Here is a 16,404-nt window from a genome sequence, read left to right on the forward strand (position 1 = left end):
AAGAGGCGGTCTGGTGCTGTCCGCAGTTTCTTCGCTGCGGCGGTGAAGTCAGTGGAGAATCGCCGGCGGTTCGGCCGTGACACTGATGTCGCGCGCGTAGTGGACGAGCGGGTCACCGTCGGGGTGGTCGAATCCACACGCTTCGAACATCGTGTTCGCCCGAATTTCGACATCCACATCCTGTATCGGCCACGGGTCGTGGTCGATGACGCCCACGACGATGGGCCACTCGTCGGTGTAAAATCGATAGTTCTCGACGAGGAACTCGGTGAGCGACCCCGCTTCGGGAGGAGTCGGGTCACCGAGTGGCCGGTAGCTGGCATCGAAGTGTGCCGCCGGCGTGTCTCGTGACGCCGGTCGGTAGCTCTGGAATTCGACGTTCCCGTCTCGTTCGCGGGCGGACATCGTCGCGAGGTGATACGGGAGACGGTAGCCAACTTTGGCCATCGTCACGCCAAGGCGGTCGGCAGCGTCGAGCGTGAAGAAGTAGACGCCTCGCTCGCCACCTGATTCGGGTTCGACGTAGGTTCGGAGATTCACTTCGGGAAACGACAGACCGGTGGGCGAGCGCCTGGGCCGGATGTCGACCATGTCGAACGAGACGACGCCCATCCACGCCTCGCCGTCGTACGTCGCCACGGCGAGTCGGTCAGGGAGGTGTTCCTGTACGATTGCAGGGTCAATCCGCCAGTGAGCGAACAACGTGTGTCGCCAGCGCATCGACAGGAGGTCCATACCGAGTGTACGGGCCGGTGACGGGAGTCGATTTCGGCGGTGGGTCAGTCTCTCAGTGGGCCGTCCCCGCCGAAACGCCCACTGTGTTGGCCATCTATCAGGTACGTATGGTCGAGAATGCGAGCGGCACGTTCGATATCGGCGACGAACTGACAGTCCACCGACTCGGATTCGGTGCGATGCGACTCACCGGTTCGGGTATCATCGGCGAACCGGACGACGTCGCGAACGCGAAGAAGGTCCTCCACGAATCTCTGGCGCACGGCATCGACTTCATCGACACCGCTGATTCCTACGGGCCTGCGGTCTCGGAGCGACTCATCGGTGAGGCGCTCGCACCCTATCCCGACGACCTCGTCGTGGCGACGAAAGGGGGACTCCTCCGCAACAGGGACGGTGCGTGGAAACCAAACGGCGACCCCGATTACCTGCGAAACGCAGTGCTCGGAAGTCTCGACAGACTCCGCGTCGATACCATCGACCTCTATCAACTCCACCGACCGGACCCACACGTCCCCTTCGAAGACTCTGTTCACGCGCTCGCAGAGATGAAAGACGAGGGGCTGATTCGGCACGTCGGCCTCTCGAACGTCTCCGTCGAGAAACTCGACGAGGCACGCGACATCGTCGATATCGCCACGGTTCAGAACCGATACCACGTCGCTGACCGGGACTCCGAATCGGTTCTCGACGCCTGCGAAGGATACGGAATCGGATTCATCCCGTGGTACCCACTCGGTGGGGGTGATTTCGGCGACAATGCAGACGCACTCTCGGCGGTGGCGACGAAACACGACGCCACCCCACAGCAGATTGCACTCGCGTGGTTACTCGACCGGTCCGAGGTGATGTTGCCAATCCCTGGTACGTCGAGTGTTCCCCACCTCCGCGACAACGTCGCCGCCTCACACATCGGACTGGACGACGAAGACAGGGACCGACTGGACGAGTAACGACTCTGCGACCCTAACTCCAGGGCCGTTCGGTGAACTCTCCAGCCTCGATTTCGCGTTCTATCTCGCGGAGCGTCGTGCCGTCGACGCTCACGAGGTGGCACAGCGGGTGGCCCGGTGCCGCAACCGGATTCTGGAGGACGCCGACGACGAGCCCAGTAAATGGCGCTTCGACCCGTGTCTCTCTCGTCTTGAAGTGGTCGGAAATCGTGCAGATGGTGTCGCCTTCGTAGACGAGCGGCACCTCGCCGTACTGCATTTCGACGAGTCCACCGACGTCAGCACGAAGCCACGTTTTGTCCGTCGCAGAGTCGATGACGCGCGTCCATCCCGGCCAACTGACTGGCTTGTCCGGGAGGACGCCGTACTGTGCGAGGACGCTCTCGACGCCTTCGAGAGCACGGTCGACGAGCGCTGGTTGGAATCGATGTGCGCGACCCATCTCGACGGTAATCGTCGGGATGCCGTCGTTCGTGGCGACGGTTCGGAGCGAACTCGCCTCGGCTTCTCCCGAGAGGATGAGATTCGCCCCGAACGAGCGTGCGAGGCGGACGACTTCTGGTCGGCTCATGTCTGCGCGAACGTGGTACATCGTCGTCCGGTTGCGCGTCGAGGTGTGGAAGTCGATTGCGATGTCACAGGGTTCGACGAAGCGTCGGTATATCTGGTTGGCCATCCGTTCGGCGGTGTTCGCGCCGTCACGACCCGGGAACGACCGGTTGAGGTCGAGGTCGTAAATCGGGATGTAGCGCTGTTGGGCGAGATAGCCGGGGACGTTCGCGACGTGGATGCAGACGAGCGTGCCGTGTATCTCTTCGGGGTCGTATCGGCTCCCGACTTCTTGCATCACCTTCACGCCGTTGAGTTCGTCGCCGTGAAGCGCCGCGTTCATCAACACCGACGGGCCGGCATGCGACCCGTTGATAATCGTGACCGGAAGTTCGACCGGGTCACCGAGATATGTCTCGCTAATCTCGTACCGGAGGTGCCGAACCTCCCCCGGGGGGACCTCCGAGTCGTAGCGAAACGGTTGTGGCTCCATGCACCTGCCTTCGGTCGGACCACGTAAGAAGATTGATTGGCGAAGCCTCGGAGTGACACGCTTGATCGGAAGCGCCTCGGAGTGTCACGGGACCAGTGTGAGGCTTTACCTCACTCGGGTTCCACGGGTGTCCATGGCCTCGATTCGGCTCGACGACCCGGTCGAAATCGGCGGGCTCACGCTTCGAAATCGGCTCTATCGAGCACCATTACTCGAATGCGCCGGCAATGGAGACGGCGCCCCAGCGCGATTGGCTGCGGAACTCGAACCCGCCGCACAGGCGGGTGCTGGACTCGTCTGTCAGGGTGCGACAATCGTCAGCGAGACAGGTGGATGTGCAGCTCCCGGGATGACTCGCGTCGCCGACGACGAGTTCGTCGAGTCGCTGAAACTCGTGACCGACCGAATCCACGACTCCGACGCCGCTATCGCGATTCAGTTAGAACACGGTGGGCTCCGGAGTATGGAAACGTGGCACGCCGGCTACCGGCGCGACCATCCCAACCTCCAGCAGCTCGCCGTGTCGCGGCCGCCGCGACTTCTCCGCCTCCTCGACGCGCTTGGCTTTCTCGACTACGATGCGCACGTCTTGACCACCGAGGAGGTGTACGAACTCGCGGCGGATTTCGGGCGCTCTGCCGCGCTCGCCGTCGATGCTGGCTACGACGTGGTCCACATCGCCGGTGCCAACATGGGAATCGTCCATCAGTTCCTCTCGCCGTTTTACAACCGACGTGACGACGAGTTCGGCGACGGTGTGCGCTTTCTCGAAGTCGTCGCCGACGAGATACGGGCACAGGCCGGTGACGTGCCGTTGATGACCAAAATTCCCGCAGAGACGGCGGCCCCGCCGGGGCTCGGTCCACACCTGACTGTAGACGACGCCGTGGACATCTGTCACCGACTCGCTGATGGCGACTACGATGCACTCGTCCCCGTCTCCGGGTCGGTGTTCTGGGATGCGAGCATCGTTCGCGGGTCGTTCCCAGCAGACGCGTGGAACGACGACAGATACCGAGACGGATACGCCGACGCGTTCGGTGGTCCGCTTCGGGCCCGACTCGTCGAACTCGGGAACCGCGTCGAATCGATGTGGTACGAGTTCGAACCGGCGTGGAACGCCGAGCTGTGTCGTCGCGTCCGCGACGCCGTCTCGGTCCCAGTGTTCTGCGAAGGCGGGATTCGCGAGCGGGGACAGATCGACGCACTCCTCGGCGAGTCGGCCGACGCTGTCGGGATGGCACGACCGTTTTACGCCGAACCCGAACTGCCCGCGCGACTCCTCGGAACCGACGTTTCGGACGACACACGAGTCGTCTGCGAGAGCTGTAACAACTGCGCGGTGCCGCAAGTGACCGGTGCACCGGGTGTGTGTCGAACGTCGTCGGTGCTCCGCCGAGCGGGAACCCTCAAAAAGGAGGGTGCATACGCCGACGAGACCGAATTCGGCGGAGAACGTGGCAACGACCCGGTGGGTTAATAAGGCTCTCGCCGGAGTGTCACGGTAATGGCGCGCGACCGGTCCGCGATGGAGTCGGCCGAATTAACAGCGGTGCTCGATGCACTCGACGACGCGGACGCACGAGCCATCATCAGAGGACTCGAAGAACCAATGACGGCAAGTGAAATATCTGAGACGTGTGATATCCCCCTTTCGACGACGTATCGAAAGCTGGACTTACTCACCGATGCTGCGCTCCTCGCAGAAGGGACGCAGATTCGGGCCGATGGCCACCACGCGACCACCTACGAAGTGGCGTTCGACGAAGTTCGAATCGCCCTGAACGAAGAACGTGATTTCGACGTGGCCGTCGGTCGACCCGAACGAACGCCCGAACAACGCATCGCAGACATCTGGACGCAAGTCCGGAGGGAGACGTAAGATGGGACACATCAGCGCGTCGCCGACGATTGCGACGTTCATCATCATCGTCAAGACAGGAATTCTCGTCCTCGGCGGCCTCATCACCTACTTCAGTTTCAAGGCGTACAGGCGCACCCGTTCGCCGTCGCTTCGGGCGTTGGCTGTTGGCTTCGGTATCGTCACCTTCGGTGCGCTCCTCGCCGGTGCGTTCGACATCTTCTTCGATGTCGACCTCGCCACGGGCGTCCTCGTCGACGCGTTACTGACGCTCATCGGATTCGCAGTCATCACCTACTCGCTCTACGTCGAGTAGTCGGCCGCGTCCACTCGCTCACTTCTCGCGTACCGCTGTCTGTTGTTCACACGAGTATCGACAGTCGTTCGCGTGGCCTGAGGCGACGTTCGCACCCGCGATACTGACGATGTCGGTCGGTTTCGTCGTGTTTTTCCCGGGAGTCACAGACGAACGATTGCGATATCGTGGCACGGTTATATTGTTTAGAATGTGCAAAACCGTTATTAGTGTGCAGACGATATCGATAGATATGTCCGACGACGAACTGAACGAGATTCGCCAGAAAAAGCTCGAACAGATGGAAACAAAAATCCGTGGCGATGGCCACGGTGCCGTAGAAGAAGTGGAGTCCGTTCCTTCCGAACCGATCTACGTAAACGGTGCAGAAGAACTCGCCGACGCCATCTCGACGTACGATGTCGTGCTGGCTGACTTCTACGCAGACTGGTGTGGTCCGTGCAAGATGCTCGAACCCACTATCGAGAAACTCGCGGCAGACACCGACGCCACGATGGTAAAAGTCGACGTCGACGCGAACCAGCAACTCGCCGCGCAGTATCACGTTCGCGGCGTGCCGACGATGGTCCTCTTCGCAGACGGTGAAGTTGCCGAGCAGATCGTCGGTGTCCGCGGATACGACGACCTGAAGGGCCTCATCGACGCTCACCTCGAATAATCGAAGACGACCCCGTGGGGTCGCTGACGCGACCTGACGGCTCGCATGCGTTCCAATCCTCCCCCTCCCCCCAAACCACCATCACCCCCGGGCGGCATTCACCCCGCCTGTTCTCTCCTTTGCGTTCAGTCATCGCTCTTCGCCGTCCACGTAGATGAGGGGCCATGGGAGATGAGTAGCTGAACTGTCTCCCGGCGAGGGCTGTTTATGTGTCGTTCCAACGAATATCAGCTATGCAACTCGTTGCCGTCCCCATCGACATCGGCTCTCGCTCTCCGACGGTCATCCTCAACGAGGCGGACGCCGCAGAACTCGGGGTCCACGCGCTCGAACGCGTCCAGCTCAAACACGATGAACGGACGACCATCGGCATTGTGGAGTTGACCGACGCCCTCGTCGAAGAGGGAACATTCGGCGTCACACGCAGACTGGGACACATCGAAGGCTCCATCGACGTTTCTGTCGCCCCGCAACCGAACTCGGTCTACTACATCCGAAAGAAACTCAACGATATCGAACTCGAACGACACGAACTCGCTCGAATCGTCAGAGACATCTACGAAGATAGACTCGCAGACGTGGAACTCGGCGCGTACGTCTCTGCAACCTACACAAATGGGTTGTCGATGGAAGAGACGCTCCACCTCACCGAGTGCATGGCTGAGATCGGCGATACGATCACGTGGGGTGACGAGATCGTCGCAGACAAACACTCCATCGGCGGCGTCGCCGGGAACCGCGTGACGCCGATTATCGTCCCAATCGTCGCCGCTGCGGGCCTCAAAATCCCCAAAACCTCGTCTCGGGCAGTGACATCTGCCGCCGGCACCGCTGATACGATGGAGGTGCTCTGTGATGTGGAGTTCTCCGTCGACGAGATTCGCGACATCGTCACCCAGACCGGTGGGTGTCTCGTCTGGGGCGGTGCAGTGAACCTCTCGCCGGTCGACGACCGAATCATCCGCGCCGAGACCCCGCTTTCTATCGACCCACGTGGGCAACTCATCGCCTCAGTCCTCTCGAAGAAAAAGAGCGCGGGCTCGACACACGTCGTCATCGATATCCCCTACGGCGAAGGAGCGAAAGTCGAGAGTCTCGCCGACGCACGCGAACTCGCAGAGGATTTCGACCGTGTCGGAGCCCATCTGGGGATGTCCGTCGAGTGTGCAATCACCAACGGCTCGGCCCCGGTCGGCCGTGGTGTCGGCCCAGTTCTCGAAGCGCGCGAAGTCCTCGCGACGCTCGCGGGTGACGGCCCAAACGACCTGCGAGTGAAAGCGATTCGTCTGGCTGACCTCCTCTTCGAATCTGCCGGTATCGATGCCGACGCAACCGAGATACTCGATTCGGGCCGTGCACGGGAGACGTTCAGGGAGATAATTTCAGCACAAAACGGTGACCCAGACGTGGCTGTCGCAGACCTCTCACCCGGCCGGCACACCCACACTGTCCGCGCCGATAGGAGCGGCGTCGTCACCCACATCAACAACCGGCTCGTGAACGAAATCGCCAGACGAGCAGGTGCTCCGAAAGACAAGGGGGCTGGTATCGAACTTCATCTTCGACCCCGTGACGTCGTCGCAACTGACGAGTCGCTGTTTACGATTCACGCAGAGTCACCCGACAAACTCGCCGATGCAATCGACCTGACTGAACGAGTCGAGACAGTTCGCGTCCGGCATCCCGACGAAGCACTCGTCGACCGAATGTGAGTAGAACGTCGACCCTCGGTCGCTCGCGACAGCGACTTTTTCCATCTGACTGACGTACTCCGAGGTATGGACGAACGCGTACACCCCGAGGTGCGACGCATCGCGGAGGAAATCGATACGATGGAAATCCGCGGCGCGGCGACCATCGCGGACGCGGTAGCCCGTGCCCTCCGGACACAGGCTCGAGAGAGTGAGGCGACCGACCCGGAGATGTTTCGGGGTGAACTTCGGGCGGCGGCCCGGACGCTCTACGAGACTCGGCCGACGGCCGTGAGTCTCCCGAACGCGCTTCGGTACGTCCTCCGTGGGATGTCGGCCACGACTGTCGAGGGACTTCGGCAGAACGTCGTCGACTCGGCAGACGAGTTCTGTGCCCGGCTCGAACGAGCACAGGCCGACCTTGGACAGGTTGGTGCGAACCGCCTCCGCGACGGCGACGTTATCATGACGCACTGCCACTCGACGGACGCGCTCGCGTGTGTCGAAACGGCAGTGAAACAGGGAAAACACATCGAGGCAATCGTCAAAGAGACGCGTCCCCGAAATCAGGGCCACATCACGGCGCGCGAACTTCACGAGATGGGCGTTCCGGTCACGCTCATCGTCGATTCGGCGGCCAGACGGTATCTCAACGACGTCGACCACGTGTTAGTCGGTGCGGACGCCGTCGCCGCCGATGGCAGCGTCATCAACAAAATCGGGACGAGCGGCCTCGCGGTCAACGCCCGCGACAGAGGGACGCCGATTATGGTGGCCGCACAGACGCTCAAACTCCACCCGGGGACGATGACGGGACACACCGTCGATATCGAGATGCGAGAGACCGAGGAGATAATCGATGCCGAGACGCTCGCAGAAATCGGCAACCCGACGGTCAAGAACCCGGCGTTCGACGTGACGCCGCCGCGCTACGTCGATGCCATCGTCACCGAACGCGGGCAGTTCCCGCCCGAGAGCATCGTCATCTTGATGCGCGAACTGTTTGGTGAGGGGACGACCGAACCGTGGGCGGAACGCTGAGTTCTGCGCCGGTTCTCCCGGGTGTTACCGCGGCGTCTCGGTGCCCCATTTGTCGAGGGCGACGGCGAGTTCGGGCGTCTCTTCTGCTGCGTCGGTAATCGTTCGGCCATCGACGTAGGCGTCGATTGCTGCGCGGAGTGCGACGGCACCGGCGCGAGTGCCATCGGGATGGCCGTGGATGCCCCCACCGAGTTGGATGCAGACGTTCGTTCCCGTGGCATCGAGGAGGTCTGGAAGGAGGCCGGGGTGGAGGCCGCCGGACGCGACGGGTAACACGTCGGTCATGCCGTAGAGGTCGCTCCTGAGCCACTGGTTGATTCCGACGGTGTCCTCGTTGGCGAGTTTTCCGAGTCCTGCGGTCCCGGTGTGGAGTTGGTCGACGCCGCAGAGGCGCGACACCTGTGCGAGGACGCGCATCGAGACGCCATGGGTCGGCATACGGTCGAATGCCGCGTGCATCGCGCGGTGGGCGTGGATGGCCAGGCCGTGTTTCTCGGTTCGCTCACGGACGGTCTGGAGCCCTGCCCACCCGGCGGTGACGATGTCGACCATGACGTACTCGCCACCCTGCGCGGCGACTTCGTCCACACGGTCGAGCATCGTCTGGGTGTCCGCCGTCACGTTGATGAGGTACGATTTCGTCTCGCCAGTCTCGTCTTGGGCGTCGTCACGGAGTGCCAGCGACTGCGTGAGACGGTCGGAGAAGGGGTTGAAATCCTGATCGGTCAGGTTCTCGTCGTCTTTCAACAGGTCGACGCCGCCGACCCACGCGTCGTAGCCGACCTGAGCGTGGGCCTTCGTCGAGAGGCCGACTTTCGGTTTCGGAACGGTGGCCGTAATCGGGCGGTCGCTGACGCCGAATATCTCTTCTCGAACCGACGACCCGTAGAGCGGGCCGGGATACGACGAGACGATGGACTCGGGCCACTCGCAGTCTTCGAGTCGAATCGTATCGACCGCTTTCATCCCCATGATGTTGCCGGCGATACAGGAGAGCACCTGCGGCATGTTGCCGGGTTCGAAGAGGCCGGTGGGGTAGGCGACGTTGATGGTGTCGCCGTCGATAGAGAACGCGGTCGCACCCATGTCGGTGAAGTCCGCACCGGTCTGGAGGGCCGCCCACGTCCCGTTGGAGGACTCCGACGCCACACGACTCGCTGCCGCTTCCATCGACATCCCAGTCGCGGGGTCGATACGGAAGGTACAGACGAGGTCCTCGGCAGTCGGTTCGTACTCGAGGTTGAGGAAGTCTTCGTACGTAATACCCATACCCCGTTCATACGCCCCCACGGGGCTTAAAACGGCATCCCGAAGCGACTTTGTGTGGTGCGAACGAATGAGTACGGTTCTACACAGTCGCCCCGACGGTCACGGAGAGAGGAGTGCACGAACCTCACGGAACTCCGGAACGTCGGTATCGAGTGCGCCACAGAGCGCGTCCGCCGCACCCAACAACCACTCGGCGCGTTCGACGCGGGATTCGAGGTCACCCGGTCCGATTCGGTAGCGGTCCACCAGGTCTTCGATGTCCGACCCCTCGGACCACTCGTGGAGAATGCGTGCGGTTTTGACCGCCGTCAACCAGTCTTCGAACGGGTCGGCTTCGTGCATCGCCGTGGTGAACTCGGCGGCGTGGTTCCGGGCGTACTGATACATGAGTGCCCGTTCGCGGTTCCCGAGGTAGGTGTCGAGCATGTCTGGCGTATCGCAGACGACTTCCAGCGCAGTTCTCGCCGTCACGTTCTCGTCGGCCATCGTGTCGATGGTTCGAACGCCCGCGACGATTCGAGCGCCTGTCGTCGGAGAGACGTACTGTCGAGAGGTCTGTGCGCCGAGCGTCGTCGCCGACAGCGACTCGCCGTCTACGTCCAGCATCTCCATCTCCGCGAGGTCGGACACCACGTCGCGGACGAGGTCTGTCAGGTCGACAGCGGGGTGCTGGTGGGCGTAGTAGGTTGCAGAGAACACGTCCGCAACGGTATCGAGCGAGTCTGCGAACCCGGAGGCGACGACCGAGAGGACATGCGTGCGGAGCGCTTCGTGGTCGGCGAACTGGGAATCGACAGCCTCGGCGTCTGCCTCGACGTATCGCTCGACGAGTTCGTCTTTCACGTTCTCGTCGCCGACGAGGACTGCCTCGCCGTAGGGGTCGAGATGGGGCCGGCCCGCTCTGCCGCACATCTGGTGGACGTCGAGGACGGGTATCCACGCCATCGAGTCGCCAGTGTAGCGTTTCTGGTCGCGGATGACGACTCGTCGCGCCGGGACGTTCACCCCTGCGGCGAGCGTCGGCGTCGCACAGATGACGGCCAGTCGCCTGTCGCGGAAGGCGTTCTCGACTGCCGCGCGGTGTGAACTTCGCAATCCAGCGTGGTGGAAGCCGACACCGGTTCGTGCGCAGTCTGCGAGTCGTGTTCCGGTCGTGGTCCCACCGAGTTCGGCGAGTTCGTCGCCGAGGTCCGGTGCGGGCGAGAGGGCTTCGTCCGCGAGTCGGTCTGCCAGCGACTCTGCTTCTCGCCGGGAGCGGACGAACGCCAGACATTGGCCGCCGTTTTCGACGGCATCTGCGACGAGTGAGACGGTGGCCTCGGTTGCGCCGTCTTCGTTCGGGCCAATCGGTGGTACGTCCACCGAGAGCGTGGAGTCGTCGTCGAACTCGACTGTTCCGTCGGCGTAGACGCCGGTTCGAAGCGAGACGGGTCGCCACGTGCTCTCGACGAGTTCGGCGTCCAACCAGTGGGCGATGACTTCCGGGTTGTCGACCGTCGCTGAGAGCGCGACGAGCTGGAGGTCCGGGACGCGTCGCTGCAGCGTCGCGAGCGTGATTTCGAGTGTCGGCCCTCGTCCGGGCGCGCCCAGGAGGTGGACCTCGTCGACGACGACGCACGCGAGGTTTTCGACCCACGAGGCCCCGTTTCGAATCGCGGAATCGACTTTCTCGCTCGTCGCGACGACGATGTCGTACTCGCCGAGGTCCTCTTCGGCCGAGTCGAAGTCGCCGGTGGAGATGCCGACGCTCACGCCGGGGAGTTTGTCGAACGTCTCGTACTTCTCGCGGGCGAGTGCGCGAAGCGGGACGATGTAGAGTCCCGGGCCATCGGCGGTGAGCATCGCCAGTTCTGCGATGAACGTCTTTCCACTGGCAGTCGGAATAGCGGCGACGACGCGCCCGCCATCTGCGACTCCTGCCTCCACAGCGGCGACCTGCGGTGGGTACAGCTCTTCGATGCCACTCGACTCGTAATGAGAGGCCAGTGTCGCCGACAGCGGGAGGTCAGACACGCGCATCTGTCACAGACTGGGTTCGGATTCACATAAATATCTTCGCCAGATTCGAACACATCGGTTCTCTGGTAAGACAATCAGTATCTCGGTGAGTTCAGTCCCGTGTGATAGTATTGCTCGGCAGCTATTTCCGTCGTCTATGCGATAGATGAGTTGAGAAACATGTCCCGTCGCGTCCTCGCCGTGGCCCTCCTCACCGTCGTCGTTCTGTCTGGGGTTTCGCCCCCGGCCGTCGGTCAAGAGGCGACTGCCTACATCGACGATGTGGTCGTCTCGCCGGCGCAACCGACGCCAGGTGAGCGATTCACGCTGACGACAGTCGTCCAGAACGCCCAGAACAGTCCCGCGAACCTCGACGTGACAGACGTGTACGTCCGCACCGCCGGCGGGGTGAGAGACCTCGCACGGGTCGAAGACCTCGGGACGATTCCGCCCGGAAGCGACCTTCGGATTCCGCTGTCACTGCGACTCGACGACCCCGGAACCTACGACCTGCGAGTCAACGTCGTCGGGCAGAGTAATGGGGAGACGCAACGACTCCAGTACCCGGTGGTCGTTCGCGTCCGCGAGGGTGGCCCGCAAGTCGCCGTCGAAGTCGGTGATGCCGTCATCGGGACGGACACGCCGGTCGCAGTCACCGTCTCGAACGGTGAAGACGAAGTCGCCCGCAACGTTCGACTCTCGGTCGCCGCTGACGGCGCAACGGTCGAAAACGACGTGCGCGTCCTGCCACGACTCGACCCGGGACAAGCACAGACGTTCAACTTCAGCGTGAATCCGTCGACGGAAGAGTCCGAAGTCGTCGCGAGCCTCCAGTACACCACTGCTGATGGCAATGCGCGAACGACGGTTGCATCAGCACCACTCGTCGCAGAACCGCTCCGCGAGGAGGTTCGTCTGGAGGCTGAACTCGGTGACGGTGCTCGTCCCGCTGTCGTCGTCGACGTGACGAATCTTGGAAACGCCCCCCTCGACGACCTCGTCCTCTCGCTGCGCGACGGCGACGCAGTCGTCCTCAGAAAGCCTGTTGCAACTGTCCCAGCGGAGTCCGAACGCACGGTTCTGCTGAACGTCTCGTCGGTGGACCGCGCGACGCTCGACGTGGTCGCAACCTACCAGACCGGTGACCGAGACGGAACCGCTTCGACGAGCATCGACTACGTTGCCTCGCCCGGTGAAATCGAACTCACGGGTGTCGACGTGGAACTCGAAGACGGGACGGTTCACATCTCCGGCAGTGCGAGCAACATCGGACTCAGTGACGCCCAGAGCGTCGTCGTTCGCGTGGTTCCGACCGATGGTGTGGAACCGGCCCGCCCGTACAAAGAGTACTTCGTCGGGAGTGTCCCGGCCAGCGATTTCGCCTCGTTCGACCTGTATGCGAACGTCGACGAGGGCGTCACGACAGTCCCCGTGGAAGTCTCCTATCTCGCTGATGGCCGCGAGCGAACTGTCGAGACGACAGTCGACGTGTCGGGGCTTTCGGCCCCCGACGAAGGAAGCGGTGGAATCGGACTCGATTCGACGTTGCTCCTCGGCGGCGGTGTCGTCGCACTCCTCGTCGTGGTCGGCGTCAGCATCTACGCGTATCGACGGCGCTGATTCGAGATGACGCACATCATCGAACTCCAACACGTCTGGAAGCGGTACGATACCGGCGGTGAAGTCGTCGAAGCGCTGCGAGACGTCGATTTCTACGCAGACCCTGGCGAGTTCGTCACCGTGATGGGGCCGTCCGGGAGCGGAAAGTCGACGATGCTGAACGTCCTCGGGTTGCTCGATACACCGACCGAAGGGACCGTCCTCCTCGATGGACAGGACGTGACCGACCTCTCGGACGCCGAGATGACCACACAGCGCAAGCAGTTCATCGGCTTCATCTTCCAGAGTTTCCACCTGATCCCGACGCTGTCGGCGCTGGAGAACGTCGAGGTCCCAACGCTCTTTGGCGACGACCCGACGGCACGAGAACGGGCGACTGCGCTCCTCGAACGGGTTGGGTTAGGTGACCGCCTGCACTACCGACCGGACCAGCTCTCTGGCGGGCAAAAACAGCGCGTCGCCGTCGCCCGGGCACTCGTCAACGAACCGCAAATCCTCCTCGCGGACGAACCGACCGGAAACCTCGACAGAAAGACCGGGCGGAGCGTCCTCGACCTCTTCGACGAGATTAGACGCGAAGACGACGTTGCGGTCATCGCGGTCACCCACGACCCCCAAATCGGCGAATACGCAGACCGAACCGTCCAACTGGTCGATGGGAGAATCCAATGAGCGGACTCGACGACCTCTACCGACGCGTTCCGGCGTTGTTGATGGCTCGTCGGAACCTCTCGCGAAACCGGATTCGCTCGGGACTCGCCGTGCTGGGAATCATCATCGGCGTGCTCGCAATCGCCTCGCTCGGTATGTTCGGGACGACGCTCCGAACCGGTGCGTCTGAGCAACTGGGCGAGATTGGCAACGAGATCACCATCTCGCCGAATTTTCAGGAAGGTGTCGAAGAGCTGAGTGAGCGAGACGTCGACGAGATACGGCGCGTCGTCGTCGACAGCGAGGTCGTCGCGATTCGCTCTGACACCGGACTCGTGTCTCGGGGTCAACGACAGACGGTGGTCACGATATACGGGATGGAGAATCCCAGTGCACTCTACGAAGCGCAGGACGGCCGCGTTCCCGACAGACTTCGACAGGGTGTGCTCGTCGGGTCGGGAACCGCCGAAATCCTCGAGGTGGAACCCGGAAACACCATCTCGATAGATGGCCGCACCTACCGTGTCTCGGCGGTTCTCGCAGCGGAACAGGGGATCTCGCTCGTCAACCCGAACAACGCAGTCGTCGTCCCCATCGACGACGTGAACGGAACCGGCTACAATCAGGTCATCGTGAGTTCCGAGTCCGGGCAGGCCGCGAACGAGTCGGCAATCGCCATCCGCGAGTCGCTGAACGAGCGAGAAGACCGCGTGAACGTCTTCGAACTGCAGGCGATTACGCAGGGAATCAACCAGTTCTTCGGCATCCTCAACACGTTCCTCATCGGTATCGGGTCGATTTCGCTCGTCGTCGCCGGCGTCAGCATCCTGAACGTCATGCTCATGAGCACCATCGAGCGCCGACAGGAGATTGGCGTGCTCCGCGCCGTCGGCGTCCAGCGAGGCGACGTCATTCGGATGATTCTCGCAGAGGCCGGGCTGCTAGGAGTTGCAGGCGGCGTCATCGGTGCGATTCTCGCGCTCGGTGCAGGCATCGCGCTCAACTCGTTCGTCTTGGACGACCCCCTGGCGACGTTCCAGGTCATCAACTTCCTCTACATCTTCCTCGCAGTCGCGTTCGGTATCGGAACGAGTGTCCTCTCTGGACTGTATCCCGCGTGGAAAGCCGCCAACGAGCGACCGGTCGAGGCGTTACGCAAATAACAACCGAGTGAGAGGTGACGGTATGCGCCCTCCACACTCGTCGCGCTCTCGTCGGTCACTCCTCCGCGGGCTCGCCGTCGGCAGCGCGACTGGACTCACCGGTCTCGCTGGCTGTCTCGATGCACTTCCGCGACAAAACCCACCAATGACACCGAACGCATCCGAGATTCCACCACCGCAATATGCTGGATACACCCACACGCAGAGCAGTGGCAACCACCGTGTCGATGGAGTCGGAGACATAACCGAAGCCAAACCGGTGGATGTCGAAGTTCCCGGGACGCCCGTGTGGGCCGCCGGGACTGACTTTCTCAGCGGCGGTGGTTCAGACCATTCGCAGTGGGCCGTCGTGCTCGACGATGGGCGCGTCTTCGGATTCCGCGTCACGCTCGATGGACGCGTCGAATCCGGTCGTATGGGCCCCGAGACCATCGACGGACCACCGGTCGTCTCTGCTGAGGCAGCACGACTGCTCACGCATCCAGAGTCGTCGCCGCACACGCATCCGTTCCCGGTCTACACTCGTCTCGTCACGGTCGGCGAAGACGGAACTGTCGTCGCCCACGAGGTTCCTGACAGAGACCACGAGCGACGAGAATTCGACGTTGGTGCACTCCCGGATGCTCGCATCGTCGCACCGGGTGACACGCTGTTTCTCTTCGGCGATGCAACCGACGAATACGGACACGGCGTTCTCGGCGACTCGCTCGAAGGCGGGAGCATCGTCGTCCTCGACAGACAGAACGACTGGGCTGTCTCACGACTCTCACCGCCGGAAGGGACGGTCTTCGAGGGTATCGCACCCATCGTCGCTGACCTCGAGTACGACCGACCGTGGCAGGCAATCGCCACCGCGAGCGACGCCGAAGATGGCGCTCGCGTCGTCGCAATCGATACGGAGACGGAAGCGATTCGTTCGGGGCCACCTATCGGGACTGGAAATCGCTGGCGACACACGCTCGCCGTCGGAAACTTCGGGCCGAACGAGGAACGAGAAATTGCGGCGGTTCGGACGCCACACATCGGCGGTGTCGCCGAGTTCTACCGCGGCACCGACGACGCTCTCGAACTCGTCGCCACCGACGACGGCGGCTATCAGAGCCACGTTCTCGGCAGTCGAAACCTCGACGGTGGTCTCGCGGGGCAGTTTGCTGGTGATACACAGGACCTCCTCGCAGTTCCGACCCGCGACCGAACCGAACTTGCAGTCCTTCGGCGTGTCTCCACCGGCGTCGAGCGATACACGATGCTCTCCTTGGGCGGCGAGTTGACGACGAATCTCGCCGGCGCATCGTCTGCCGGCGACTACGCTATCGCCGCCGGAGTAGACGGAAGCGTCCGCTTCTGGGTCGCAAATCGCTGAAAGAAGAGCCAGTCGGGAACGTAGAGATAGTCGAGAAACCAGC

The 16,404-nt window shown here is 62.5% G+C and carries 15 protein-coding genes; 11 read left to right on the plus strand and 4 right to left on the minus strand.

All coding sequences use genetic code 11. The features are described 5' to 3' along the window. Positions 1 to 48 precede the first annotated feature (48 nt). On the minus strand, positions 49 to 735 hold the full coding sequence (locus ACK3SC_RS05685; protein ID WP_416839147.1) for a YqjF family protein: 687 nt from the start codon (positions 733 to 735) through the stop codon (positions 49 to 51). A gap of 107 nt (positions 736 to 842) precedes the next feature. On the opposite strand from ACK3SC_RS05685, the gene ACK3SC_RS05690 reads away from it, so the two are divergent. Then, on the plus strand, positions 843 to 1,688 hold the full coding sequence (locus tag ACK3SC_RS05690; RefSeq protein WP_416839947.1) for an aldo/keto reductase: 846 nt from the start codon (positions 843 to 845) through the stop codon (positions 1,686 to 1,688). 13 nt (positions 1,689 to 1,701) lie between these two features. Here ACK3SC_RS05690 and ACK3SC_RS05695 read toward each other — a convergent pair whose 3' ends face one another. Continuing rightward, positions 1,702 to 2,730 (minus strand): succinylglutamate desuccinylase/aspartoacylase family protein, encoded by a 1,029-nt coding sequence (locus ACK3SC_RS05695; RefSeq protein ID WP_416839148.1) that lies wholly within the window; start codon positions 2,728 to 2,730, stop codon positions 1,702 to 1,704. Positions 2,731 to 2,863: 133 nt separating this feature from the next. Here ACK3SC_RS05695 and ACK3SC_RS05700 point away from each other — a divergent pair, with 133 nt between their 5' ends. The 6 genes from ACK3SC_RS05700 (at position 2,864) to ACK3SC_RS05725 (ending at position 8,297) form a co-directional block, all read left to right on the plus strand. Then, positions 2,864 to 4,210: an NADH:flavin oxidoreductase gene (locus tag ACK3SC_RS05700; RefSeq protein ID WP_416839149.1), complete on the plus strand. Its 1,347-nt coding sequence runs from the start codon at positions 2,864 to 2,866 to the stop codon at positions 4,208 to 4,210. A 27-nt stretch (positions 4,211 to 4,237) separates the two neighbouring features. Continuing rightward, entirely contained in the window at positions 4,238 to 4,612 is a 375-nt protein-coding gene (locus ACK3SC_RS05705) for a helix-turn-helix domain-containing protein (protein WP_416839150.1), read from the plus strand. A 1-nt stretch (position 4,613) separates the two neighbouring features. Next, complete coding sequence (locus ACK3SC_RS05710) at positions 4,614 to 4,907, plus strand: hypothetical protein (protein ID WP_416839151.1); 294 nt, start codon at positions 4,614 to 4,616, stop codon at positions 4,905 to 4,907. Between the two features lie 232 nt (positions 4,908 to 5,139). Continuing rightward, positions 5,140 to 5,565, plus strand: coding sequence for a thioredoxin (gene trxA / locus ACK3SC_RS05715; RefSeq protein ID WP_416839152.1), 426 nt, complete (start codon positions 5,140 to 5,142; stop codon positions 5,563 to 5,565). Between the two features lie 233 nt (positions 5,566 to 5,798). Further along, positions 5,799 to 7,277, plus strand: a complete 1,479-nt coding sequence (locus ACK3SC_RS05720) for an AMP phosphorylase (RefSeq protein WP_416839153.1) — start codon at positions 5,799 to 5,801, stop codon at positions 7,275 to 7,277. A gap of 66 nt (positions 7,278 to 7,343) precedes the next feature. Beyond that, a complete protein-coding gene (locus ACK3SC_RS05725; RefSeq protein ID WP_416839155.1) occupies positions 7,344 to 8,297 on the plus strand; it encodes a ribose 1,5-bisphosphate isomerase in 954 nt (317 codons plus the stop codon). Positions 8,298 to 8,321: 24 nt separating this feature from the next. Here the strand turns inward: ACK3SC_RS05725 and rbcL are convergent, their stop codons facing one another. Together rbcL and ACK3SC_RS05735 are read right to left on the minus strand one after the other, a co-directional pair. Continuing rightward, positions 8,322 to 9,566, minus strand: a complete 1,245-nt coding sequence (gene rbcL, locus ACK3SC_RS05730) for a type III ribulose-bisphosphate carboxylase (protein ID WP_416839156.1) — start codon at positions 9,564 to 9,566, stop codon at positions 8,322 to 8,324. A 99-nt stretch (positions 9,567 to 9,665) separates the two neighbouring features. Continuing rightward, positions 9,666 to 11,585 (minus strand): DEAD/DEAH box helicase, encoded by a 1,920-nt coding sequence (locus ACK3SC_RS05735; protein ID WP_416839157.1) that lies wholly within the window; start codon positions 11,583 to 11,585, stop codon positions 9,666 to 9,668. A 159-nt stretch (positions 11,586 to 11,744) separates the two neighbouring features. Here ACK3SC_RS05735 and ACK3SC_RS05740 point away from each other — a divergent pair, with 159 nt between their 5' ends. Genes ACK3SC_RS05740 through ACK3SC_RS05755 form a run of 4 tightly spaced genes read left to right on the plus strand, consistent with a single transcriptional unit; the run spans position 11,745 to position 16,361 of the window. Next, positions 11,745 to 13,184, plus strand: coding sequence for a hypothetical protein (locus ACK3SC_RS05740; protein WP_416839158.1), 1,440 nt, complete (start codon positions 11,745 to 11,747; stop codon positions 13,182 to 13,184). A gap of 6 nt (positions 13,185 to 13,190) precedes the next feature. Further along, the gene (locus ACK3SC_RS05745) at positions 13,191 to 13,856 is read left to right on the plus strand and encodes an ABC transporter ATP-binding protein (RefSeq protein ID WP_416839159.1); all 666 of its coding nucleotides are present in this window, start codon (positions 13,191 to 13,193) and stop codon (positions 13,854 to 13,856) included. Beyond that, on the plus strand, positions 13,853 to 14,998 hold the full coding sequence (locus ACK3SC_RS05750; protein ID WP_416839160.1) for an ABC transporter permease: 1,146 nt from the start codon (positions 13,853 to 13,855) through the stop codon (positions 14,996 to 14,998). Before ACK3SC_RS05745 ends, ACK3SC_RS05750 begins: the two co-directional genes overlap by 4 nt. Before the next feature lie 22 nt (positions 14,999 to 15,020). Next, positions 15,021 to 16,361: a hypothetical protein gene (locus ACK3SC_RS05755; protein WP_416839161.1), complete on the plus strand. Its 1,341-nt coding sequence runs from the start codon at positions 15,021 to 15,023 to the stop codon at positions 16,359 to 16,361. Positions 16,362 to 16,404: the final 43 nt, after the last annotated feature.

This window comes from Haloferax sp. DFSO52, from assembly GCF_048158745.1.
Lineage (GTDB): Archaea > Halobacteriota > Halobacteria > Halobacteriales > Haloferacaceae > Haloferax.

What these genes read in the sequence shown, in the direction of transcription:
- ACK3SC_RS05685 (WP_416839147.1), bottom strand. Translation starts at nt 735, where the DNA reads ATGGACCTCCTGTCGATGCGCTGGCGACACACGTTGTTCGCTCACTGG.
- ACK3SC_RS05690 (WP_416839947.1), top strand. Translation starts at nt 843, where the DNA reads ATGGTCGAGAATGCGAGCGGCACGTTCGATATCGGCGACGAACTGACA.
- ACK3SC_RS05695 (WP_416839148.1), bottom strand. Translation starts at nt 2,730, where the DNA reads ATGGAGCCACAACCGTTTCGCTACGACTCGGAGGTCCCCCCGGGGGAG.
- ACK3SC_RS05700 (WP_416839149.1), top strand. Translation starts at nt 2,864, where the DNA reads ATGGCCTCGATTCGGCTCGACGACCCGGTCGAAATCGGCGGGCTCACG.
- ACK3SC_RS05705 (WP_416839150.1), top strand. Translation starts at nt 4,238, where the DNA reads ATGGCGCGCGACCGGTCCGCGATGGAGTCGGCCGAATTAACAGCGGTG.
- ACK3SC_RS05710 (WP_416839151.1), top strand. Translation starts at nt 4,614, where the DNA reads ATGGGACACATCAGCGCGTCGCCGACGATTGCGACGTTCATCATCATC.
- trxA (WP_416839152.1), top strand. Translation starts at nt 5,140, where the DNA reads ATGTCCGACGACGAACTGAACGAGATTCGCCAGAAAAAGCTCGAACAG.
- ACK3SC_RS05720 (WP_416839153.1), top strand. Translation starts at nt 5,799, where the DNA reads ATGCAACTCGTTGCCGTCCCCATCGACATCGGCTCTCGCTCTCCGACG.
- ACK3SC_RS05725 (WP_416839155.1), top strand. Translation starts at nt 7,344, where the DNA reads ATGGACGAACGCGTACACCCCGAGGTGCGACGCATCGCGGAGGAAATC.
- rbcL (WP_416839156.1), bottom strand. Translation starts at nt 9,566, where the DNA reads ATGGGTATTACGTACGAAGACTTCCTCAACCTCGAGTACGAACCGACT.
- ACK3SC_RS05735 (WP_416839157.1), bottom strand. Translation starts at nt 11,585, where the DNA reads ATGCGCGTGTCTGACCTCCCGCTGTCGGCGACACTGGCCTCTCATTAC.
- ACK3SC_RS05740 (WP_416839158.1), top strand. Translation starts at nt 11,745, where the DNA reads ATGTCCCGTCGCGTCCTCGCCGTGGCCCTCCTCACCGTCGTCGTTCTG.
- ACK3SC_RS05745 (WP_416839159.1), top strand. Translation starts at nt 13,191, where the DNA reads ATGACGCACATCATCGAACTCCAACACGTCTGGAAGCGGTACGATACC.
- ACK3SC_RS05750 (WP_416839160.1), top strand. Translation starts at nt 13,853, where the DNA reads ATGAGCGGACTCGACGACCTCTACCGACGCGTTCCGGCGTTGTTGATG.
- ACK3SC_RS05755 (WP_416839161.1), top strand. Translation starts at nt 15,021, where the DNA reads ATGCGCCCTCCACACTCGTCGCGCTCTCGTCGGTCACTCCTCCGCGGG.